The organism is Micromonospora sp. NPDC002717 (assembly GCF_040295705.1).
Taxonomy (GTDB): Bacteria; Actinomycetota; Actinomycetes; order Mycobacteriales; family Micromonosporaceae; genus Micromonospora.
On the sequence record NZ_JBEOVW010000053.1, the window covers coordinates 1 to 25121 of the forward strand.

Below are 25121 nucleotides of genomic sequence, written 5' to 3' on the forward strand. Positions count from 1 at the left end.
ATCCTCGACGACGCCGGCGTTACCGGCCACACGTTGGGCAGCCTGCGCCGGGGCGACGATGACGCGACGCGGCTGCTGACCAACCTCGCCACCGCGCACGCCATCGGCCTGCCCGTCGACCTCACGACCGTCCTCGCCGCGACCGACACCGTCGACCTACCCACGTACGCCTTCGACCGGGGGCGCTACTGGCTGGAGGCACCCGCGCACCGGGTGCGCGACGTCAGCTCCGCCGGCCTTCAGGACGCCGGGCACCCGCTGCTCAGCGCAGCCGTGCCGGTGGCGGACGACCTGACGGTGGTGCTGACCGGGCGGCTGTCGGTGCGTACCCACCCGTGGCTCGCCGACCACGCCGTCGGCGGGGCGGTGATCGTTCCCGGCACCGGCGTCGTCGACATGGTGGTCCGGGCCGGCGACGAGGTCGACGCCGGCCAGGTGGGCGACCTGACGCTGATCAACCCGATGGTGCTCCCGGCGACCGGCGCCGTGCAGGTGCAGGTGCGGGTGGGCCCGCCGAGCGACACCGGCGAGCGCGCCGTGACCGTACACTCCCGCTCCGAGGACGGTGGCGACGCCGAGTGGACCCGGCACGCCGAGGGCCTGCTGCTGCCGCACCTGCCCGCCCCGACGGTCCTGCCCGGGGAGTGGCCGCCAGCCGACGCCGTCGAGGTCGACACCGACCTGGACGCCTGGTACGGCCGGATGGCCGACGGCGGCCTCGGCTACGGCCCCGCCTTCCGGGGCCTGCGCCGGGTGTGGCGCGGCGACGACGAGGTCTACGCCGAGGTGGCCCTGCCCGACGAGGCGACCGCCGACGCGTCCCGGTTCGGGCTGCATCCCGCCCTGTTCGACGCGGCCCTCCAGGCCAGCGGGGTCACCGCGCTGCTCGGCGACGCGGCGGAGACCTCCGGCGCGGGCTGGATGCCGTTCGCCTTCCGCTCGGTCGCCCTGCACGCCCACGGCGCCACCCGCCTGCGGGTGCGGCTGCGGCCGCTCGGCGCGGACACGGTCGCGGCCACCCTCGCCGACACCGCCGGCCAACCGGTCGCCACCGTCGAGTCGCTGACCTTCCGGCCCGTCGCCGCGGGCCGGGCCGACGAGGCCGCGGCGCTGCGCCGCACGTCGGTGTTCCACCTGGACTGGACGCAGCTGCCGGCCCCCGACGCGGCGGCGGGGGACACCCGCTGGGCGCTGCTCGGCGACGACACCCTCGGCCTCGCCGAGGCGCTGGCCGCCGCCGGGCACCCCGTCCGCGGCCACGCCGACCTGGCGACGCTGGTCGCCGCCATCGAGCGGTACGGGGACGTACCCGATGTGGTGCTGGACCTGCGGTCCGGCACGGACCCGGACCCGGACCGGGCCGGCGAGGCCGCGCACGACGCAGCCCGGGACGCGCTCGCGCTGGTGCAGGGATGGCTCGGCGAGCCCCGGCTGGAGCGGTCCCGGCTGGTCCTGCACACCCGGGGCGCGGTCGGCGCGGCGCCCGGCGAGGCCCCCCGCGACCTGGCCCGGGCGAGCCTGTGGGGGCTCGTCCGCTCGGCGCAGTCCGAGCACCCCGGCCGGTTCACGCTGGTCGACACCGACGACGCCGCCGCCTCCCTCGCGGCGGTCCCGGCGGCCGTCGCCTCCGGCGAGCCGCAACTCGCGGTCCGCGACGGCGCCCTGCTGGTGCCCCGGCTGGCCCGGGCGCGCGACGCCGGGGTGCTGCCGCTGCCCGCCGACGAGGTGCCGTGGCGGTTGGACGTCACCGAGCAGGGCACGCTGGAGAACCTGGCCCTGCTGCCCGCCCCCGAGGTGACCGGGGACCTGCCGGCGGGGCACGTCCTGGTCGGGATGCGCGCCTCCGGGCTGAACTTCCGCGACGTGGTGCTCGCCCTCGGCATGGTCCCCGACCAGCAGGTGCTGGGCAACGAGGGCGCCGGCGTGGTGCTCGGCGTCGGTCCGGGGGTCACCGACCTGGCGCCCGGCGACCGGGTGATGGGCATCTTCTCCGGCTCGTTCTCCTCGGCCGCGGTCACCGACCGCCGACTGCTCACCCGCATCCCCGACGGCTGGTCGTACGCCGACGCCGCCGCCGTGCCCGTGGTCTTCCTGACCGCCTGGTACGGCTTGGTGGAGCTGGCCCGGCTGCGCGCCGGGGAGTCCGTGCTCGTCCACGCGGCGGCCGGCGGGGTCGGCATGGCCGCCGTGCAGATCGCCCGCCACCTCGGCGCCGAGGTCTACGGCACGGCCAGCCCCGGCAAGTGGCCCGCGCTGCGTGCTACCGGCTTCGACGAGGCGCACCTCGCCTCCTCCCGCAGTCTCGACTTCGCCGACGAGTTCCGCGCCCGCACGGACGGGCGCGGCGTCGACGTGGTGCTCAACGCGCTCAGCGGCGAGTACGTCGACGCGTCGCTGGGGCTGCTGGCCCCGGGCGGCCGGTTCGTCGAGATGGGCAAGACCGACAAGCGGGACCCGGAGGGGGTCGCCGCCGACCATCCCGGCGTGAGCTACCAGGTCTTCGACCTCATCGAGGCCGGCGAGGACCGGATCGGCGCGATGCTGGCCGAGCTGATGGCGCTCTTCGCCACCGGCGCGCTGCGGCCGCTGCCCCGCCGCACCTGGGACGTCCGGCGTGCCCCCGAGGCGTTCCGCTTCCTCAGCCAGGCCCGGCACGTCGGCAAGCTCGCCCTGAGCATCCCGCAGGCGCCCCGGCTCGACGGCACGGTCCTGGTCTCCGGCGCGACCGGCACCCTGGGCGCGCTGCTCTGCCGGCACCTGGTCACCGCGCACGACGCCCGGCAGCTGCTCCTGGTCAGCCGGCGCGGCCCGGACGCCGAGGGCGCCGACGAGCTGCTCGCCGACCTCAAGGCGCTCGGCGCGGACGTGTCGATCGTCGCCGCCGACCTGGCCGACCCGGACGCCGTCGCGGACGTGCTGTCCATGGTGGACCCGCGGCATCCGCTGCGGGCGGTCGTGCACGCCGCCGGCGTCCTCGACGACGGCACCGTCGAGTCGCTCACCCCGGACCGGCTCGACGCGGTGCTGCGGCCCAAGGTCGACGCGGCCTGGAACCTGCACCGGGCCACCCTCGACCACGAGCTGACCGCGTTCGTGCTCTTCTCCGCCGCCGCCGGCGTCTTCGGCGGCCCGGGCCAGGGCAACTACGCCGCCGGCAACGCGTTCCTCGACGCCCTCGCCGAGCACCGGCGGGTCCTCGGCCTGCCGGCGGTCGCCCTCGCCTGGGGACGCTGGGCCCAGGCCAGCGGCATGACCGGGCACCTCGACTCGGCCGACATCCGCCGGCTCGACCGGGGCGGCATGGCCGCCCTGACCAACGACGAGGCCCTCGCCCTGTTCGACGCGGTCTGGCGCGCCGAGCGGGCGGTGCTGATGCCCGCCAAGATCGTCACCGGGGTGGCCGCGCCCGGGACGCCGGTCCACCCGCTGCTGGCCAACCTCGTCCGCCCCGGTGGCCGCCGGGCCGCCGCCGGCGAGGCCGCCGACGGGCAGGCGTACGCCGAGACGCTGCGCGCCCTGCCCGACGACAAGCGGGCCCGCGCCCTGCGCGAGCTGGTGCTGTCGCACGTGGCGGTCGTCCTCGGGCACGGCGACCCGGCCGGCATCGAGCCGACCCGAGCGTTCCGGGAACTCGGTTTCGACTCGCTCACCGCCGTCGAGCTGCGCAACCGGCTCGGCGCGGCGACGGGGCTGCGGCTGCCGGCGACGCTGGTCTTCGACAACCCGACGCCGACCGCGCTCGCCGAGCACCTGGCCGGGCAGTTCGCCCCGGTGGCCCCGGCGGGGGACCGGTCGGCGGCGGGCCGGGAGCTGGACCGGCTGGAGGCGGCGCTCGTCGGGCTCGACCCGACCGACGACGAGTTCCGCCGGATCACCGAGCGGCTGCACGGTCTGCTGGACCGGCTGACCGAGCGGCAGGCGGACGCGGACGGCGACGACGACGACCTGGAGTCGGCCACCGCCGAGAACATCTTCGACCTGATCGACCGCGAGCTGGAGACGTCGTGACCCCCAGCCGCAACGACATCGGCATGCCGAGTGAGGTAGGTCCACGGTGAGCAACGAGGACGAGAAGTACGTCGAGTACCTGAAGCGTACGACCTCGGAGCTGCGGCGTACCCGGCGGCGGCTGCGCGAGCTGGAGGCCCGCGACTCCGAGCCCATCGCCATCGTGGCGATGAGCTGCCGCTACCCGGGCGGGGTCGACAGCCCCGAGGCGCTGTGGCAGCTCGTCCGCGACGGCGGCGACGGGATCGGGCCGTTCCCCGCCGACCGGGGCTGGGACCTGGACCGCCTCTTCCACCCCGACCCCGACCACCCGGGCACCAGCTACGTCACCGAGGGCGGCTTCGTATACGCCGCCGCCGACTTCGACGCGGACCTGTTCGGCATCTCGCCCCGCGAGGCCGTCGCCATGGACCCGCAGCAGCGGCTGCTGCTGGAGACCTCCTGGGAGGCGTTCGAGCGGGCCGGGCTGCCGCTGCCGGCGGTGCGGGGCAGCCGTACCGGCGTGTTCGTCGGGGCGGCGTCGCACGGCTACGACGGCATGATGGCACAGGCCGAGAACGGCGAGGGGCACCTGCTCACCGGCAACGCCACCAGCGTCATCTCCGGCCGTGTCGCGTACACCCTGGGGCTGGAGGGACCGGCGGTCACCGTCGACACCGCCTGCTCGTCGTCGCTGGTCGCCATCCACCTGGCCGCGCAGGCTTTGCGCAACGGCGACTGCGAGCTGGCCCTCGCCGGCGGCGTGACGGTGATGCCCACCCCGGCGGTCTTCGTCGGCTTCAGCCGGCAGCGCGGCCTCGCCGCCGACGGCCGGTGCAAGGCGTTCGCCGCCGGCGCCGACGGCACCTCCTGGTCCGAGGGGATCGGGATGCTGCTGCTCACCCGCCTCTCCGACGCCCAGCGGCATGGCTACCCCGTGCTCGCCGTGGTGCGGGGCAGCGCCGTCAACCAGGACGGCGCGTCCAACGGCCTGAGCGCCCCCCACGGCCCGTCCCAGGTACGCGTCATCCGCCAGGCCCTGGCCAACGCCCGGCTCACCGCCGAGCAGGTGGACGTGGTGGAGGCGCACGGCACCGGCACCCGCCTCGGCGACCCGATCGAGGCGCAGGCGCTGCTGGCCACGTACGGGCAGGACCGGGGCGACGCGGCGCCGCTGCTGCTCGGCTCGGTCAAGTCGAACATCGGCCACACCCAGGCCGCGGCCGGCGTCGCCGGCGTGATCAAGATGGTCATGGCGATCCGGCACGGCGTCGTCCCGCCGACCCTGCACGTCGACGAGCCGTCCCCGCACATCGACTGGACCGCCGGGTCCGTCACCCTCGCCACCGCACCCACAGAGTGGCCCGCGGCCGACCGGCCGCGCCGGGCCGCCGTGTCGTCGTTCGGGGTGTCCGGCACCAACGCGCACACCATCATCGAGCAGGCCCCGGAGCCGGCCGAGGCCGAGGACGAGCCGGCCGTGGTGGCCGACCGTCCGGTGTCCCCGGTGCTGCTCTCCGCCCGGTCCGAGGCCGCGCTCGCCGCGCAGGCCGGCCGCTGGGCCGCCTGGCTCGCCGCCGACGACACCCTCCGCCCGCTCGACGTGGCCTTCTCGTCGGTCACGTCGCGGTCCACCCTGGACCGCCGCGCCGTGGTGTCGGCGACCGGCCGCGGCGACCTGCTCGCCGGGCTGCGTGCCGTCGCCGCCGGGGAGCCGGCCGGCACCGTCGTCGCCGGCGCCGGGTCGCCGCGCGGCCAGCTCGCGGTGCTCTTCTCCGGCCAGGGCGCGCAGCGCGCCGGCATGGGCCGGGAGCTGTACGACGAATTCCCCGTCTTCGCCGCCGCGCTCGACGAGGCGTGCGGGCACCTGGACCGGGCCCTGCCGCGCCCCCTGCGGGAGGTGCTGTTCGCCGAGGCGGGCACGGCCGAGACCGAGCTGCTGGACCAGACGGTGTTCACGCAGGCCGGGCTGTTCGCCGTCGAGGTGGCGCTGTTCCGCCTCGTCGAGTCGTTCGGGGTGACGCCGGACGTCGTGGGCGGCCACTCGATCGGCGAGGTCACGGCCGCGCACGTGGCCGGGGTGCTGTCCCTGGAGCACGCCTGCGCGCTGGTGGCGGCGCGGGGCCGCCTGATGCAGGCGCTGCCCGCCGGGGGCGGGATGCTGGCCGTCGCGGCTCCCGAGGCCGACGTGCTGGCCACGCTGGACGGGCTCGCCGACCGGGTCGGGATCGCCGCGGTGAACGGCCCGACGTCGGTCGTGGTCTCCGGCGCCGCCGAAGCCCTCGACGAGGTGGAGCGGCTCTGGCGGGAGCGGGGGTCGCGTACCCGCCGGCTCGCGGTCAGCCACGCGTTCCACAGCCCGCTCATGGAGCCGATGCTCGGCAGGTTCCGCGCGGTGCTCGACCGGCTCACGTTCGCCGCGCCGGTGCTGCCGGTCCTGTCGAACGTGACCGGCGCGCTCGCCGACGCCGACGAGATCCGCACGGCCGACTACTGGGTGCGGCACGTCCGCGAGGCCGTGCGGTACGCCGACGGGGTCACCGCCCTGCGCGAGGCGGGCGTGGGCACCTTCCTGGAGGTCGGCCCGCAGAGCGTGCTGACCGCGATGACCGGGGACGTCCTGCCCGACGGCGGCGTGCTCGCCGTCGCCGTGCAGCGCAAGGACCGGCCCGAGCCGCAGGGACTGCTGCACGCCCTTGCCGAGCTGCACGTGCACGGGGTGCCGGTGGCCTGGCAGCAGTGGTTCGCCGACACCGGGGCGCGCCGCGTCGACCTGCCCACGTACGCCTTCCAGCACCAGCGCTACTGGCCGGAGGTCGGCGGCGGCGCCGGGCAGGCCGCGCCGGCCGACGCCGCCGAGGACGACTTCTGGGCGGCGGTGGAACGCGGCGACCTGACCGCGGTGGCGTCCCACCTGGCCGTGCAGGACGACCCCGCCGCCGTCGAGGCGCTCGCCCCGGCCGTGCCGGTGCTGTCGTCGTGGCGGCGGGCCCGGCACCGCGACGCCGTCGTGGACGGCTGGTCGCACCGGATCGACTGGGAACTCGTCCGCCCCGCCGCGGCGGCGACGCTGACCGGCCGCTGGCTGGTCGTCACCGCCGGCACCGACGACGCCGGTGCGGCCGGGACGCTGGCCGGCGCCGGCGCCCACGTCGACACCCTCGCCGTCGCCCCCGGCGTCGGCCGCGCCGAGCTGGCCGAGCTGCTGTGCGGGCACGGCGACCGGGGCTGGACGGGGTTGCTCTGCGTGCTGCCCGACGCCGACCGGGCGCTGCCGGACGCCCCGGCCGTCTCCGTCGGCGCCGCGCTGCTGCTCACCCTCACCCAGGCGCTCGCCGACGCCGGCCTGCCCGGCCGGCTCTGGTGCCTCACCCGGGGCGCCGTCGCCGTCGGCGGCGAGACCGTCGCCGACCCGTGGCCCGCGCTGGCCTGGGGACTGGGCCGGGTCGTCGCCCTGGAACAGCCGGACCGCTGGGGCGGCCTGGTCGACCTGCCCGCCCGCGTCGACCGGACCACCGGGGACGCGCTGCTCGCCGTCCTCGCCGACGCCGGCCACGACCAGGTGGCGATCCGCCCGCAGGGGATCTTCGGCCGGCGGCTGGTGCCGGCCGCGCCGCCCGCCGGTTCGGGCTGGCGGCCCGCCGGCACGGTGCTGGTCACCGGCGGCACCGGTGCCCTGGGCCGGCACGCGGCCCGCTGGCTGCTGGCCAACGGTGCCGGCGAGGTGGTGCTCGCCTCCCGGCGCGGCCCGGACGCGCCGGGCGCGGCGGAGCTGGTGGCCGAGTTGGGTGCGGTGCGGGTGGTGGCCTGCGACGTGACCGACCGGGCGGCGGTCGAGGGCCTCGTCGCCGGGCTGCCCGAGCTGACCGCCGTCGTGCACACCGCCGGGGTCGTGGACGACGGCGTCCTCGACGGGCTCGACCTGACCCGCATGCAGACCGTCCTCGACGGCAAGGTCCGCGCCGCCCGGGTGCTGCACGAGGCGACCGCCGGCCGCGACCTCGACGCGTTCGTGCTCTTCTCCTCCCTCGCCGGGGTCGTCGGCAGCGCCGGACAGGGCAACTACGCGGCGGCCAACGCCTACCTCGACGCGTTCGCGGCCTGGCGGCGCGGCCAGGGGCTGCCCGGCACCGCCATCGCCTGGGGCGCGTGGGCCGAGGACGGCATGGCCGCCACGACCGCCGCGCTGACCGCCCGGCTCACCCGGGGCGGAATCAACCCGCTCCCCGCCGCCGAGGCGGTCACCGCGCTCGGCCGGGTCGTCAACACCGCCGAGCCCGCGGTCACCGTCGCCGACGTCGACTGGGGACGCCTCGCCGCCGCATGGGGCCGGCCCACCCCGCTGATCGCCGCCCTGCCCGGGGTGCCCGCCGTGCCCACCGGGCCCGTCCGCGCCGTGGTGGTCGGCCGGTCCCTGCCGCAGCTCACCGACCTCGTCCGCACCCAGGCCGCCGTCGTGCTCGGCTACCCGGCCGGCCAGCCGCTGCCCGACCGCACCTTCCGCGACCTCGGCTTCGACTCGCTCACCGCCGTCGAGCTGCGCAACCGGCTCACCGCCGAGACCGGCATGAGCCTGCCCGCCACGCTCGTCTTCGACCACCCCACCGTCGCGGAACTCGCCGCCCACCTGCACGGCCTCACCGCCGGCCAGGCCGCCGGCGAGGTGGTCGCCGACGGCACCCACCTGCACCGCGAGCCGATCGCCATCGTCGCGATGAGCTGCCGGTTCCCCGGCGGGGTCACCTCGCCCGAGCAGCTGTGGGACCTCCTCGCCGCCGGCACCGACGCGATGAGCCTGATGCCCGCCGAACGGGGCTGGAACATCGCCGAGCTGTACCACCCCGACCCCGAGCACCTCGGCACCAGCTACGTGCGGGAGGGCGGCTTCGTCGCCGGCGCCGGCGAGTTCGACCCCGCGTTCTTCGGCATCAGCCCCCGCGAGGCCCTCGCCATGGACCCGCAGCAGCGACTGCTGCTGGAGACCACCTGGGAGGCGTTCGAGCGGGCCCGGATCGACCCGACCGCCCTGCGCGGCAGCCGCACCGGCGTGTACGTCGGCACCAACGGCCAGGACTACGGCTCGCTGCTGATGGCCGCCGGGGACGTCGACGAGAACTACCTCGCCACCGGCGTCTCCGCCAGCGTGATCTCCGGCCGGCTGGCGTACACCTTCGGGCTGCACGGCCCGGCGGTCACCGTCGACACCGCCTGCTCGTCGTCGCTGGTCGCGATGCACCTGGCCGCGCAGGCCCTCCAGGCGGGGGAGTGCGACCTCGCCCTGGCCGGCGGCGCCACCGTGATGGCCACCCCCGGGATCTTCGTCGGCTTCTCCCGGCAGCGCGGCCTCGCCGCCGACGGCCGCTGCAAGCCGTTCGCCGGGGCAGCCGACGGCACCGGCTGGGGCGAGGGCGTCGGCCTGCTGGTGCTGCAGCGGCTCTCCGACGCCCAGCGCGACGGCAACCCGATCCTCGCCGTGCTGCGGGGCAGCGCCGTCAACCAGGACGGCGCCTCCAACGGCCTCACCGCCCCCAACGGCCCCGCCCAGCAGCGGGTCATCCGGCAGGCGCTCGCCAACGCCGGGCTGAACGCCGACCAGGTGGACGCGGTGGAGGCGCACGGCACCGGCACCACCCTCGGCGACCCGATCGAGGCGCAGGCCCTGATCGCCACGTACGGGCAGGACCGCCCCGCCGACCGGCCGCTCTGGCTCGGCTCCATCAAGTCGAACATCGGCCACACCCAGGCCGCCGCCGGCGTCGCCGGCGTGATGAAGATGGTCCTTGCCATGCGGTATGGGGTGCTGCCGCCCACCCTGCACGTCGACGAGCCCACCCCGCACGTCGACTGGTCGGCCGGCAGCGTCGCACTGCTCACCTCGGCCCGCCCCTGGGAGCCGGCCGACGGCGTCCGCCGCGCCGCCGTGTCCTCGTTCGGGATCAGCGGCACCAACGTGCACACCATCCTCGAGCAGGCCCCCGCCGAGGAACCCGCGCCAGCGCCGGCGGCCACCGGGCCGACCGGGGAACTGCCCTGGGTGCTCTCCGGGCGCACCGCCGACGCCCTCACCGCCCGGGCCCGGGACCTGCGCGCCCACCTCGACACCGTCGACGACGCGACGCTCGCCGACGTCGGCTGGTCGCTGGCCGCCACCCGCGCGTCCCACGACCACCGGGCCGTCGTCTTCGCCGCCGCCCGGGACGAGCTGACCACCGCCCTCGACGCGCTCGCCGGCGGCCGGCCCACCCCGGAGACCGTCACCCGCGTCCCCGGCACCCCGGGCGAGGTCGCCTTCGTCTTCCCCGGCCAGGGGTCCCAGTGGGTCGGCATGGCCGCCGAACTCCTCGACACCGCACCCGTATTCGCCGAGAAGTTCGCCGCCTGCGCGGAGGCGCTGCGCCCGTACGTCGACTGGTCGCCCACCGACGTGGTGCGCGGCGCGCCCGACGCCCCGTCGCTGGAGCGGGTCGACGTCGTCCAGCCCACCCTGTTCGCGGTCAGCGTCTCGCTCGCCGCGCTGTGGGAGTCGTACGGGGTGCGCCCGTCCGCCGTCGTGGGCCACTCCCAGGGCGAGATCGCCGCCGCGCACGTCGCCGGGGCGCTCGCCCTGGACGACGCGGCGGCCGTGGTGGCCCTGCGCAGCCGGATCATCGCCGGCATCGCCGGGGACGGCGGCATGGTCTCGGTCGCCACCACCGCCGACGAGGCCACCGAGACGATCAGCCGCTGGGCCGGCCGGGTCGCCCTGGCCGCCGTCAACGGCCCCACCTCGGTCGTGGTCTCCGGCGACAGCGCCGCCCTGGACGAGCTGGTCGCCCACTACGAGTCCCGCGAGGTGCGGGTGCGCCGCATCCCGGTGGACTACGCCTCCCACTCCGTCCACGTCGAGCCGCTGCGCGAGCAGCTCCTGGAACTGCTCGCCGGGCTGCGCCCCCGTACCTCCGAGGTCCGGTTCAGGTCCACCGTGGACGACGACTGGCTCGACACCGCCGCCCTCGACGCCGACTACTGGTACCGCAACCTGCGGCAGACCGTCCGCTTCGACGAGGCGGTGCGCAGCCTCGTCGCCGCCGGCTACCAGACCTTCGTCGAGGTCAGCGCCCACCCGGTGCTCACCATGGCCGTGCAGGAGAGCGTCGAGCTGGCCGCCGCCGACCCCGGCGCGGCCACCGTCACCGGCACCCTCCGCCGCAACGAGGGCGGCCTCGGCCGCTTCCTCCGTGCCCTGGCCGAGGTGTACGCCGGGGGAGCGCCGGTCGACTGGCGGCCCGCGTTCGCCGGCCTCGCCGGCCACCGCCGGGACCTGCCCACGTACCCGTTCCAGCGGCAGCTCTACTGGCCGCGGCCCGCCGAGGCCACCGCCCCCACCGCCGCCGCCGGCCCGGCCGCCGACGACGAGGTCGACGCCCGGTTCTGGGCCGCCGTCGAGGCGGAGGACCTGGCCGCTCTCACCGCCGAACTCGCCGACGCGACCGAGGCCGAGAGCGTGCCGGACGCCGCTTTCGCCGACGTGCTGCCGGTCCTCGCCGCCTGGCGCCGCCGGCACCGCGACCAGGCCACCGTGGACTCCTGGCGGTACCGGGACAGCTGGCTGCCCGTCGCCGCCGACGGTCCGGGCGAGCCCGCCGCCACCGGCACCTGGTGGCTGGTCACCGGCCCCGACGAGATCGGCGCGGCCCAGGCCGCGTTCTGCCGGGACGCGCTGGAGCGGCACGGCGGCAGCGTCGTACCGCTGGTGCTGGACGCCGACCGCACGGACCGCGCGGCACTGGCCGCCCGGCTGCGGGAGCTCGCCGACGGCGGCGCGCCCGTCGCCGGGATCCTGTCGCTGCTGGCGCTCGACGAGACGCCGGCCCCGGCGCACCCCTCGGTGCCGGTCGGCTTCGCCGGCACCGTGACCCTGACGCAGGCGCTCGGCGACGCCGGCCTGCGCGCACCGCTGTGGTGCCTCACCCGGGGCGCCGTCTCCACCGACCCCGGCGATCCGCTGCCGCACCCGCTCCAGCAGCTCGCCTGGGGCTTCGGCCGGGTCGCCGCGCTGGAACACCCGGACCGCTGGGGCGGCCTGGTCGACCTCCCCGACGAGCTGGACGACGCCGCCGGCCGCCGGCTGGTCCGCGTCGTCACCGGCACCGACGGGGAGGACCAGGTCGCGCTACGGCGGGCCGGTGCGTTCGGCCGGCGGCTCCTGCACGCCCCGATCGGCGACACGCCCGCCACCCGCGAGTGGCGGCCCTCCGGCACCGCCCTGGTCACCGGCGGCACCGGCGCGCTCGGCGGGCACATGGCCCGCTGGCTCGCCGCCAACGGCGCCGCGCACCTGGTGCTGCTCAGCCGGCGCGGCCGGCAGGCCGAGGGCATCGCGGAGCTGGAGGCCGAACTGGTCGGCCTCGGCGCCCGGGTCACCGTCGCCGCCTGCGACGCCGCCGACCGGTCGGCGCTCGCCGCCGTCCTCGCGGACGTGCCGGCCGAGCACCCGCTGACCACGGTCGTGCACACCGCCGCCGTGCTCGACGACTCGGTGATCAACTCGCTGAGCCTGGACCAGGTCGACTACGCGCTGCGCGCGAAGGTCACCGCCGCGCTGAACCTGCACGAGCTGACCCGCGACCGGAACCTGGACGCGTTCATCCTGTTCTCCTCGATGGCCGGCACGGTCGGCAGCTCCGGCGTCGGCAACTACGCCCCCGGCAACGCGTTCCTCAACGCCCTCGCCGAGCACCGTCGCGGCCTCGGCCTGCCCGCCACCTCCATCGGCTGGGGCGCGTGGGGCGGCGGCGGCATGGCCGAGGGCGAGTTCGGCCAGATGCTGCACCGCCACGGCGCACCCGAGATGTCCCCGCGGCTCGCCGTCGCGGCCCTGCACCAGGCCGTCGAGCACGACGAGACGTTCCTGACCGTCTCGAACATCGCCTGGGACCGGTTCTACGTGGCGTTCACCGCGACCCGACCGGGCCCGCTGATCGCCGAGATCCCCGAGGCGCAGGCGCTCGCGAAGACCAAGGGCCTCACCGAGGCGAAGCAGGCCGACGAGGCCGGCCCCGCCGCCGGGTTCGCCCGGATGACCGCCGCCGAGCGCCAGCAGGCGCTGCTCGACCTGGTCCGCGATCAGGCGGCCATGGTCCTCAAGTACGCCGACGGCGAGGCCGTCGACCCGCACCACGCGTTCCGCGACCTCGGCTTCGACTCGGTGACCGCGGTGGAGCTGCGCAACCGGCTCGCCACCGCCACCGGGCTGCGGCTGCCGGTGACCCTGGTCTTCGACTACCCGTCCTCGACCGCGCTCGCCCGGCACCTGCACGAGGAGCTGGGCGGTGGGGCCGCCGCGACGGTGGAGACCGCCCCCGTGGCGCTCGGCGACGACGAGCCGGTGGCCATCGTCGCCATGTCCTGCCGCTTCCCCGGCGGGGCGAACGACCCCGAGCGGTTCTGGGAGATGCTGCACGCCGGCCGGGACGCCGTGTCCGACCTGCCCGGCGATCGGGGCTGGGACATCGACCGGCTGTACGACCCCGACCCCTATTCCACAGGCACCTCCTACGTCCGCAGCGGCGCCTTCCTGTACGAGGCGGCGGAGTTCGACGCGGGTTTCTTCGGGATCTCGCCGCGTGAGGCGCTGGCGATGGATCCGCAGCAGCGGTTGCTGTTGGAGGCGTCGTGGGAGGCGGTGGAGCGGGCAGGGGTTGACCCGGGGGTGTTGCGGGGTTCGCGAACAGGGGTGTTCGTGGGCACGAATGGTCAGGACTATGGGGCCCTGTTGATGGTGGCCAGTGCGGACGAGGTGGAGGGGTTCGCGGGCACGGGCAACGCCGCGAGTGTGGTGTCGGGTCGGGTGGCGTACGCGTTGGGGTTGGAGGGGCCGGCGGTGTCGGTGGACACGGCGTGTTCGTCGTCGTTGGTGGCGTTGCACCTGGCGGTGCAGGCGCTGCGCCGGGGCGAGTGCGACCTGGCGTTGGCGGGCGGCGTGACCGTGATGGCGACGCCGGGCCTGTTCGTGGAGTTCTCCCGGCAGCGCGGTCTGGCGGCGGACGGCCGGTGCAAGGCGTTCGCGGCGGGTGCGGACGGCACCGGGTGGGGTGAGGGCGTCGGTGTGCTGCTGGTGGAGCGGCTGTCGGACGCGCGGCGCAACGGTCACAAGGTTCTGGCGGTGGTGCGTGGGTCGGCGGTGAACCAGGACGGCGCGTCGAACGGGTTGACGGCGCCGAACGGTCCGTCGCAGCAGCGGGTGATCCGGCAGGCTCTCGCGTCGGCGCGGTTGTCCACGGCCGACGTGGACGTGGTGGAGGCGCACGGCACCGGCACCACCCTCGGTGACCCGATCGAGGCGCAGGCGCTCCTGGCCACCTACGGGCAGGGCCGGGACGGGCACGAGCCGCTGCTGCTCGGCTCGGTGAAGTCGAACATCGGGCACACGCAGGCCGCCTCGGGCGTGGCCGGCGTGATCAAGATGGTGCTGGCGATGCAGGAGGGCGTGGTCCCGGCGACGCTGCACGTGGACGAGCCGTCCCCGCACATCGACTGGACGGCCGGCGCGGTGGAGTTGGCGACGGAGTCCCGGCCGTGGCCGGCGGTGGACCGGCCCCGTCGGGCGGCGGTGTCGTCGTTCGGCATCAGCGGCACCAATGCGCACGTCATCATCGAGACGGCCGACGACCTCTCCGTCGAGGGCGCGGTGGCCGACACCGGCGTGGACCGGAGCCCCGGGCTCGTGGCCTCGGACGCCGTCGTCTGGCCGATGTCCGCGCGGTCCAAGGGGGCCCTCGCCGGGCAGGCCGCCCGGCTGGCCCGCCACGTCCGCCAGCACGGTGACGTGGACCCGGCCGTCGTGGCCTGGTCCCTGGCCACGACGCGGTCGCTGTTCGACCAGCGGGCCGCCGTGGTCGGTGCGGGTGTGTCGGATCTGCTGGCCGGGCTGGATGCCCTGGCGGCCGGTTCGCCGGCCGGCAACGTCGTCGCCGGTACGGCCTCGTCCCACGGCGCGGGTCCGGTGTTCGTGTTCCCGGGTCAGGGTGCGCAGTCGGCGCGGATGGCCGCCGGTCTGGTCGGTCACAGCCCCGTGTTCGACGAGAAGCTCGCCGAGTGCCAGCAGGCCCTCGCCCCCTACCTCGACGTCGACCTCGTGTCTGTGTTGACGGGCGAGGATGAGTCGTGGTTGGAGCGGGTGGAGGTGGTGCAGCCGGTCCTGTGGGCTGTGGGCATCGCCCTGGCCGCTGTGTGGCGGCACGTCGGGGTTTCTCCGGCGGTGGTGATCGGTCACTCGCAGGGTGAGATCGGTGCCGCGTGTGTGGCGGGGATCCTGTCCCTTGAGGACGCCGCGAAGGCGGTCGCGCTGCGGTCGCGGGCGCTGACCGTGCTGCGGGGCACCGGCACGATGGCGTCGGTGGACCTGTCCGCCGACGCGGTGACGGAGAGGTTGGCCGCGTTCCCGGGTGTGGGCGTGGCCGCTGTCAACGGGCCCTCCACCGTGGTGGTGTCGGGTCCGCCGCAGCCCGTCGCGGACCTCGTCGAGGCCTGCCAGGCCGACGGCATCCGGGCCCGGCTGATCCCCGTCGACTATGCCTCCCACTCGGCGGCGGTGCAGGACGTCGCGGAACAACTCCGCGCCGACCTGGCCGACATCGCCCCGCAGCAGGGCCACACCCGTCTGGTGTCGACGTTGACGGGTGACTGGGTGGATCCGGTGTCGATGACGGCGGACTACTGGTACGACAACCTGCGGCAGACCGTGCGGTTCGATTTGGCCGTGCGGGTCGCGGTCGAGGCGGGTCACACCGTGTTCGTGGAGATCTCCCCGCATCCGGTGCTGGCCATGCCGGTCACCGCGATCCTCGACGACGCCGGCGTCACCGGCCACACCCTCGGCAGCCTGCGCCGGGGCGACGATGACGCGACGCGGCTGCTGACCAACCTCGCCACCGCGCACGCCATCGGCCTGCCCGTCGACCTCACGACCGTCCTCGCCGCGACCGACACCGTCGCACTGCCCACGTACGCCTTCGACCGGGACCGGTTCTGGCCGACCGCGACGACGGCGCAGGGCGGCGCCGACGAGACCCCGAGCGGCGTCGACTCCGCCTTCTGGGCGGCCGTCGAGAGCGAGGACCTGGCCGCGCTCGCGGAACTCACCGCGCAGAGCGCGACGGAGTCCCTGGAACGGCTGGGCGCGGCCCTGCCGGTGCTCGCCTCCTGGCGGCGGCAGCAGCGGGAGCGGTCCACTCTGGACGACTGGCGGTACCGCAGCGTCTGGCAGCCGTACACCGGGACGCCGGTCAGCTTCCTCCCCGGCGCCTGGTGGGTGGTGGCGGACGAGCGGCACCCGGAGGAGGGCGAGGCCGCGGTCGTCGAACTGGCCCGCCGGGGCGCCGACGCCCGGCTGGTGCTGCTGCCGGACGACCTGACCGACCGGGTCGCCCTCGCCGCGCACCTGACCACCGCGACGCGCACCGCCGACGGCGAACCCGCCCCGGTGGACGGCGTGCTGTCGCTGCTCGCCCTCGCCGACGGCGCGGTCGACGACACCCAGCCGGTGCCGCCGTTCCTCGCCCGGTCCCTGGCGCTGGTCCAGGCCCTCGGCGACCTCGACGTCGCCGCGCCGCTGTGGTGCGTCACCCGGGGCGCCGCCGGCACCACCCGGGGCGGGACCCCCGGTCGCCCGGAGCAGTCGCTGCTCTGGGGCCTCGGCCGGGTCGTGGCCCTGGAACACCCGCAGCGGTGGGGCGGGCTGGTCGACGTCCCGGCCACCCTCGACGACCACGGCTGGGACCTGCTCTGCGCCGCGCTCGCCGGCCTCGACGGCGAGGACCAGCTCGCCGTCGACGGCGCCACCATCCTGGTACGCCGGCTGGTGCGGGCGCCCGGCGGTGAACCCGCCACGGACGAGGCCGGCTACCCGGGTACCACGCTGGTCACCGGCGGCACCGGCGCGCTCGGCGCGGAGGTGGCCCGCTGGCTGGCCGCCCGCGGCGCCGAGCACCTGCTGCTGGTGAGTCGCCGGGGAGCGGACGCCCCGGGCACCGCCGAGCTGGTCCGCGAGCTGACCGATGCGGGCACCCGGGTGACCGTGGCGGCCTGCGACGTGGCCGACCGGGCCGCGCTGGCCAAGCTGCTCGACGAGGTGCCCGCCGACGCGCCGCTGACCAGCGTGGTGCACGCGGCCGGCGTACTGGACGACGGTGTGCTCGACGGCCTCACCGCCGACCGGCTCGCCACCGTCCTGGGGCCCAAGGTGCTCGGCGCGCTGCACCTGCACGAGCTGACCGTCGGTCGGGAGCTGCGCGCGTTCGTGCTGTTCTCCGCGATGGCCGGCCAGCTCGGCGCCGCCGGCCAGGGCAGCTACGCCGCCGCCAACGCCTACCTCGACGCCCTCGCCGAGCAGCGGCACCGTCAGGGCCTGCCGGCCACCTCGGTCGCGTGGGGTCCGTGGGCGGCCGGCGGGATGGCGGCAAGCGACCAGGCCGTGGAGGATCGCCGCCGGCGCACCGGGGTCGCCCGCCTCGACACCGAGCCCGCCCTCACCGCGCTCGCGCGGTGCGTCGCGGGAGGTGAGCCGGCGACGCTGGTGGCCGCCATCGACTGGGCCCGGTACGTGCCCGGGTTCGTCGCCGTCCGGCCCAGCGCGCTCATCGAGGGCGTGGCCGAGGCGCGGCGGGCCGCCGCCGAGCGGGCCGCCGACGACGGCGGCGTGTCCGCGGAGTCCCTGGCCGCGCTGCTCGCCGGCCAGACCGACGCCGAGCGGCGCAAGACGCTCCTGGAGCTGGTACGCGGCCAGGCCGCCGCGGTGCTCGGGCACGCCTCCATGGACGCCGTGGAGCCGGACCGAGCCTTCCGGGAACTCGGCTTCGACTCGCTGACCGCCGTGGAGCTGCGCAACCGGCTCACCGCGGCGACCGGCGTCCGGCTGCCCGCCACGGTGGTCTTCGACTATCCGACCGCCGCCGGCCTGGCCGACTACGTGCGGGCCGCGATCGTCGACGGCGGAGTGGCCGGGGTCGCGCCGGTCTTCGGCGAACTGGACAGGTTGGAAGCGGCGCTCTCCGGCTCGGCGCCGGACCGCAGCGCCCGGATTCGGATCACCGAGCGGCTGCGGGCGCTGCTGGCCTCCCTCAACGAGGCCGACGCGCCGGCGGACGGCGACACCGTCGCCGAGAAGCTCCAGGACGCGACGCCGGATGAGGTCTTCGACTTCATCGACCGCGAGCTGGGGATGTCCTGACGTGATCGCTGCTGCGACGACGGGTCAACACAAGGAGTGCGCGGTCCATGGCTGACGAGGCGAAGCTTCTCGACTACCTCAAGCGGGTCACCGCTGACCTGCATCAGGTGCGGCAGCGCCTGCGCGAGGTGGAGGCCGGTGAACAGGAACCGGTCGCCATCGTCTCCATGAGCTGCCGGTTCCCCGGCGGCGTGCGGTCGCCGGAGGACCTGTGGGAGGTGGTCGCGTCCGGCCGGGACGTGGTCACCGAATTCCCGGAGGACCGGGGCTGGGACCTCGGGTCGTTGTACGACGCCGACCAGGAGCAGGGCGGCCCCGGCACGTCGTACACCCGCCAGGGTGGCTTCGTCCACGACATGCCCGACTTCGACCCCGGCTTTTTCGCGATCTCCCCCCGCGAGGCCCTGGCGATGGACCCGCAGCAGCGCTGGCTGCTGGAGACCTCCTGGGAGGTCTTCGAACGGGCCGGCATCGACCCGCACTCGCTGCGCGGCAGCCGCACCGGCGTCTTCGCCGGCAGCACCGGGCAGGACTACGGCACCGTGCTGATGGGTGCCGCGCAGGGCCTGGAAGGGCACCTGATGACCGGCAACGCCGGTAGCGTCGTCTCCGGCCGGATCGCCTACACCTTCGGCCTGGAGGGGCCGGCGGTCACCATCGACACCGCCTGCTCGTCCTCCCTGGTCGCGCTGCACCTCGCCGGGCAGGCGCTGCGGCAGCAGGAGTGCACCCTGGCCATCGTCGCCGGGGTCACCGCCATGTGCACCCCGGCCGCCTTCGTCGAGTTCTCCCGGCAGCGCGGCCTCGCCGCCGACGGCCGGTGCAAGGCGTTCGCCGCCGCCGCCGACGGCACCGGCTGGTCCGAGGGCGTCGGCGTCCTGCTGCTGGAGCGGCTGTCGGACGCGCAGCGCAACGGCCACCCGATCCTCGCCGTGGTGCGGGGCAGCGCCGTCAACCAGGATGGCGCGTCCAACGGCCTGAGCGCCCCGAACGGGCCGTCCCAGCAGCGGGTCATCCAGCAGGCCCTCGCCAACGCCGGCCTCGCCGCCGGCGGCGTGGACGTGGTGGAGGCGCACGGCACCGGCACCCGGCTCGGCGACCCGATCGAGGCGCAGGCGCTGCTGGCCACGTACGGGCAGGACCGGGGCGACGCGGCGCCGCTGCTGCTCGGGTCGATCAAGTCGAACATCGGCCACGCCCAGGCCGCCGCCGGCGTCGCCGGTGTGATCAAAATGGTCATGGCGATGCGGCACGGCGTCGTGCCGCCGACCCTGCACGTGGACGAGCCGACCCCCGAGGTCGACTGGTCGGCCGGCGCCGTCTCGCTGGTGACCGAGGCGACGCCGTGGCCGGCGATGGACCGGCCCCGCCGCTCGGCCGTCTCCTCGTTCGGGGTGTCCGGCACCAACGCGCACACCATCCTGGAGCAGGCCCCGGCGCCGCAGCCCGCGCCGGCCGCCGCCGCGCCGGCCGTCGAGCGGCCGGTCGTCCCGGTGCTGGTGTCGGCCCGGGACGCCGCCGGCCTCGCCGGGCAGGCGCAGCGCTGGGCCACCCGGCTGGCCGCCGACGAGACCCTGCGCCCCATCGACGTCGCCTTCTCGTCGGTCACCTCCCGGTCCACCCTGGACCACCGGGCCGTGGTGCCGGCCACCGGCCGCGACGACCTGCTCGCCGGGCTCCGGGCGCTCGCGTCCGGCGAGCCGTCGGGCGGGGTGGTCGCGGGCCAGGCCGGCGGCCGGGGCTCGCTGGCGGTGCTGTTCTCCGGTCAGGGCGCGCAGCGTGCCGGCATGGGCCGGGAGCTGTCCGAGGCGTTCCCCGTCTTCGCGACCGCGCTGGATGAGGTGTGTGCGCGGCTGGATCCGTTGCTGCCGCGTCCGTTGCGGGAGGTGTTGTTCGCCGAGGCGGGTACGGCCGAGGCGGCGTTGTTGGATCAGACGGTGTTCACGCAGGCCGGGTTGTTCGCGGTCGAGGTGGCGTTGTTCCGGCTGGTGGAGTCGTTCGGTGTGGTGCCGGACTTCGTGGGCGGTCACTCGATCGGTGAGATCACGGCCGCGTACGTGGCCGGGGTGTTGTCCCTGGCGGACGCCGCCGCGCTGGTCGCCGCGCGGGGCCGGTTGATGCAGGCGCTTCCCGCTGGCGGCGGGATGCTTGCCGTCGCCGCTTCAGAAGAGGCGGTGGTCGAGTCGATCGCCGGGCTCACGGATCGGGTCGGGATCGCGGCGGTGAACGGGCCGACGTCGGTCGTGCTGTCCGGGGCCGTCGACACCCTCGACGACATTGAGCGGGCCTGGCGGGACCGGGGTGCCCGGACCCGTCGGCTCACCGTCAGCCACGCGTTCCACAGCCCGCTGATGGAGCCGATGCTGGCGGAGTTCCGTGCGGTCCTGGACGGGTTGACGTTCGCCGCGCCGTTGCTGCCGGTCGTGTCGAACGTGACCGGCGGGTTGGCCGGCCCGGACGAGATCCGCAGCGCTGACTACTGGGTGCGGCATGTCCGTGAGGCGGTGCGGTACGCCGACGGGGTCACGGCGTTGCAGGTCGCCGGTGTGGACACGTTCCTGGAGGTGGGGCCGCAGAGTGTGCTGACGGCGATGGCGGCGGACATCCTGCCCGACGACGAGACTGTGCTGGCCGTCGCCGCCCAGCGCAAGGACCGGCCGGAGACGCACGCGCTGCTGCACGCCCTGGCCGAGTTGCACGTCCACGGTGTGCCGGTGACCTGGCAGCCGTGGTTCACCGACACCGGCGCACGCCGGGCCGACCTGCCCACGTACGCCTTCCAGCACCAGCGGTACTGGCCCGAGGCGGGCGCCGGGTGGACCGGGGACGTCACCGCCGTCGGCCTGCGGCCCGCGCGGCACCCCCTGCTCGGCGCCGCCGTCGGCGTCGCGCACGCCGAGGGCTTCCTGTTCACCGGGCGACTGGCCCGGCGTACCCACCCGTGGATCTCCGACCACGTCGTCTTCGACACGGTGCTGCTGCCCGGCACCGGCTTCGTGGAACTCGCCCTCCAGGCCGGCGCGCACGTCGGCGCGGACCACGTCCGCGAACTCACCCTGGAGTCGCCGCTGATCCTGCCCGAGACCGGCGGCGTGGACATCCAGCTCTGGATCGGCCCGGCCGACGAGACCGGCTGCCGGTCCGTGTCGCTGCACTCCGCGGTGGACGGCGACCCGGCCGACGGTGCGGGGGAGCGGGCCTGGACCCGCAACGCCAGCGGCGTGCTGGCCAGCGGCCCCGCCGGACCGGGCGCGCCCTCCGGCTGGTCCGACCTGACCGCCTGGCCGCCCCCGGGCGCGACCGAGGTCGCCACCGACGACCTGTACCTGAACCTCGCCGCCCAGGGCTACGACTACGGCCCGTCCTTCATCGCACTGCGCTCCGCCTGGCGGCGCGGTGAGGACCTCTTCGCCGAGCTGGCCCTGCCGGAGACCCCCGCCGCCGAGGCCGACGGGTACGGCCTGCACCCGGCCCTGCTCGACGCGGCGCTGCACACCCTCGGGCTGACCACCGCCGCCGGCGCGCCGTCCGGGGCGGGCATGCCCCCGGGGTACGGCCGGCTGCCGTTCTCCTGGAACGACGTCGCCCTGCACGCCGCAGGCGCGGCGGCGGCCCGGGTCCGGGTCTCGCACACCGGCACCGACAGCATCTCGCTGCTGCTCGCCGACGTCACCGGCGCGCCGATCATCTCCGTCGGCTCCCTCGTCCTGCGGCCGGTCTCGGCCGACCAGCTCCGCACCGCCGGGGGCGGCGGGACCGAGTCGCTGTTCCGGGTCGAGTGGGCCCCGCTCGCCCTGGCCGCCGGCCCGTCGACCGTCGGCTGGGCCGTGGTCGGCGACGAGGCGGCCCTCACCGACGCGGTCGCCGCCACCGGGACGGCTGTGGCGGCGTACCCCGACATGACCGCCCTGGCCGGCGCGATGGACGAGGGGGCGGACGCGCCTGGCGTGCTGGTCGTGCCCTTCCTCGACCCGCCCGCATCGGCGGACGTGCCGCGTGCCGTCGCCGAGGTGACCCACCGGGCGCTCGTCGTGCTCCAGCAGTTCCTCGCCGACGACCGGTACGCGGCCTCCCGGCTGGTCGTGCTGACCCGGGGCGCGGTCGCCACCGACCGGGACGCCGACCTGACCGACCTGGCCGGCGCGGCGGTGATCGGCCTGCTCCGCTCCGCCCAGTCGGAGAACCCCGACCGGTTCGTGCTGGTCGACGTCGACGACGTGGCCGGCTCCGCCGCCGCGCTCGTCCCGGCCGTCGCCACCGACGAGCCGCAGGTGGTGATCCGCGCGGGCGTCGCCGCCGGCGCCCGGCTCACCCGGGTCCCCGCCGTGGCTGAGCCGCCGGCCGCCCCGTTCGACGGGGAGGGGACCGTCCTGATCACCGGTGCCACCGGCACCCTCGGCCAGCTCATGAGCCGGCACCTGGTGACCACGTACGGCGTCCGGCACCTCATCCTCACCAGCCGGCGCGGCCGGGCGGCCGGGGGCGTCGCCGAGCTCTGCGCCGACCTGGAGGCGCTCGGCGCGACCGTCACCGTCGCCGCCTGCGACGTCGCCGACCGGGCCGCCGTGGCGGAGCTGCTGGCCGCCATCCCGGCGGAGCACCCGCTCGCCGCCGTCATCCACGCCGCCGGCGTCCGCGACGACGGCGTCATCTCGTCGCTCACCCCCGAGCGGATGGACGGCGTGCTGCGGCCCAAGGTCGACGCCGCCTGGAACCTGCACGAGCTGACCGCCGACCTCGACCTGAAGGCGTTCGTCTCGTACTCGTCGCTCGCCGCCACCGCCGGCGGTCCCGGCCAGGGCAACTACGCGGCCGCCAACGCGTTCCTCGACGGGCTGGCCCAGCACCGCAAGGCGCGCGGCCTCGCCGCGCTCACCCTCGCCTGGGGCCTCTGGGCCGACCGCAGCGGCATGACCACCGAGCTGGACGACGTCCACCTCAACCGGATCTCCCGCTCCGGCGTCGCCGCCATGGAGGCCGAGGAGGGGCTCGCCCTCTTCGACGCGGCCTGCCGCACCACCGACGCCGCGCTCGTCCCGGCCCGGCTCGACCTCGCCGCCATGAAGGTGCAGTTCGCCGGCGGCAGCATCCCGCCGCTGTACCGGGCGCTGATCCGCATGCCCGCCCGCTCCGCCGCCGCGGCCACCACCGGCGCGTCCCTGGTCCAGCAGCTCGCCGCGCTCGGCGACACCGACCGGGTCGCCGCGCTGGTCGAGATCGTCCGCGGCCAGGCCGCCGCCGTGCTCGGCTACCCCGACCCGGGCGCCATCGAGCCGCGCAAGGCGTTCAGCGAGTTCGGCTTCGACTCGCTCACCGCCGTGGAGATGCGCAACCGGCTCAACAACGCGTTCGGGATGCGGCTGCCGGCCACCCTCGTCTTCGACTATCCGACCCCGCACGACCTGGCGGCCTTCCTGGGTACGGAGATCGCCGGCACCCCGGTCCCCGTACGGCCCACGACCGCCACCGTGTCGGTCGACGACGACGAGCCCCTCGCCATCATCGGCATGGCGTGCCGGCTGCCCGGCGGGGTCTGGTCCCCCGACGACCTGTGGCGGCTCGTGGCCGACGGCGTCGACGCGATCACCGACCTGCCCACCGACCGGGGCTGGGACCTCGACTCCCTCTACAGCCCGGACCCGGACGCCAGCGGCACCTTCTACACCCGGGGCGGCGGCTTCCTCAGCGGCGTCGACCGGTTCGACCCCGGGTTCTTCGGCATCTCGCCCCGCGAGGCCCTGGCCATGGACCCGCAGCAGCGACTGCTGCTGGAGACCACCTGGGAAACCTTCGAGTCCGCCGGCATCGACCCGACCGCCGTCCGGGGCAGCAGCACCGGCGTGTTCGTCGGCACCAGCGGCCAGGACTACGGCTCGCTGCTCGCGTACTCGCCGGAGGCCGCCGAGGGCTACATGCTGACCGGGATGACCAGCAGCGTCATCTCCGGGCGGGTGTCGTACACGTTCGGCCTCGAAGGCCCGGCCGTCTCACTGGACACCGCCTGCTCGTCGTCCCTGGTCGCGCTGCACTGGGCCGGCCAGGCGCTGCGGCGCGGCGAGTGCGACATGGCCCTCGCCGGTGGCGTCATGGTGATGGCCACCCCGACCGCCTTCGTCGAGTTCTCCCGCCAGCGCGGCCTCGCCGCCGACGGCCGGTGCAAGTCGTTCGCCGCCTCCGCCGACGGCACCGGCTGGTCCGAGGGCGTCGGCATGCTGCTCGTGCAGCGGCTGAGCGACGCCCGCCGGCAGGGCCGCAAGGTCTACGCGGTGGTACGCGGCTCGGCGATCAACCAGGACGGCGCGTCGAACGGGCTCACCGCCCCGAACGGTCCGTCGCAGCAGCGGGTGATCCGGCAGGCCCTCGCCTCGGCGCGGCTGTCCACGGCCGACGTCGACGTGGTCGAGGCGCACGGCACCGGCACCACCCTCGGTGACCCGATCGAGGCGCAGGCGCTCCTGGCCACGTACGGGCGGGACCGGCCGGCCGATCGGCCGCTGCTGCTCGGCTCGATCAAATCGAACATCGGCCACGCCCAGGCGGCGGCCGGTGTGGCCGGTGTGATCAAGATGGTGCAGGCCATGCAGCACGGGGTCGTGCCGGCGACGCTGCACGTGGACGAGCCGTCTCCGCACATCGACTGGACGGCCGGCGCGGTGGAGTTGGCGACGGAGTCCCGGCCGTGGCCGGCGGTGGACCGTCCGCGCCGGGCGGCGGTGTCGTCGTTCGGCATCTCGGGCACCAACGCGCACGTCATCATCGAGCAGGCCGACGAGCCGGTCGCAGCCGCGCCCGTGGACCCGCGTCCGGGCCTGGTGGACTCCGATGTCGTCGTGTGGCCGGTGTCGGCGCGGTCGAAGGCGGCTCTGGCGGGTCAGGCGGCGCGGCTGGCGGGGTACGTCCGCGAGCGCGGTGACGTGGACCCGGC

3 protein-coding genes are annotated in these 25121 nt (G+C 75.9%); all 3 read left to right on the forward strand.

What is annotated here, in order from left to right; genetic code table 11:
- A partial coding sequence (locus ABT006_RS33765; RefSeq protein WP_350712538.1) for an SDR family NAD(P)-dependent oxidoreductase occupies positions 1 to 4008 on the forward strand: 4008 nt, incomplete at its 5' end.
- 46 nt (positions 4009 to 4054) lie between these two features.
- Positions 4055 to 18196, forward strand: a complete 14142-nt coding sequence (locus ABT006_RS33770; RefSeq protein ID WP_350712539.1) for a type I polyketide synthase — start codon at positions 4055 to 4057, stop codon at positions 18194 to 18196.
- 47 nt (positions 18197 to 18243) lie between these two features.
- The coding region (locus ABT006_RS33775; protein WP_350712540.1) for a type I polyketide synthase at positions 18244 to 25121 on the forward strand (6878 nt) is incomplete at its 3' end.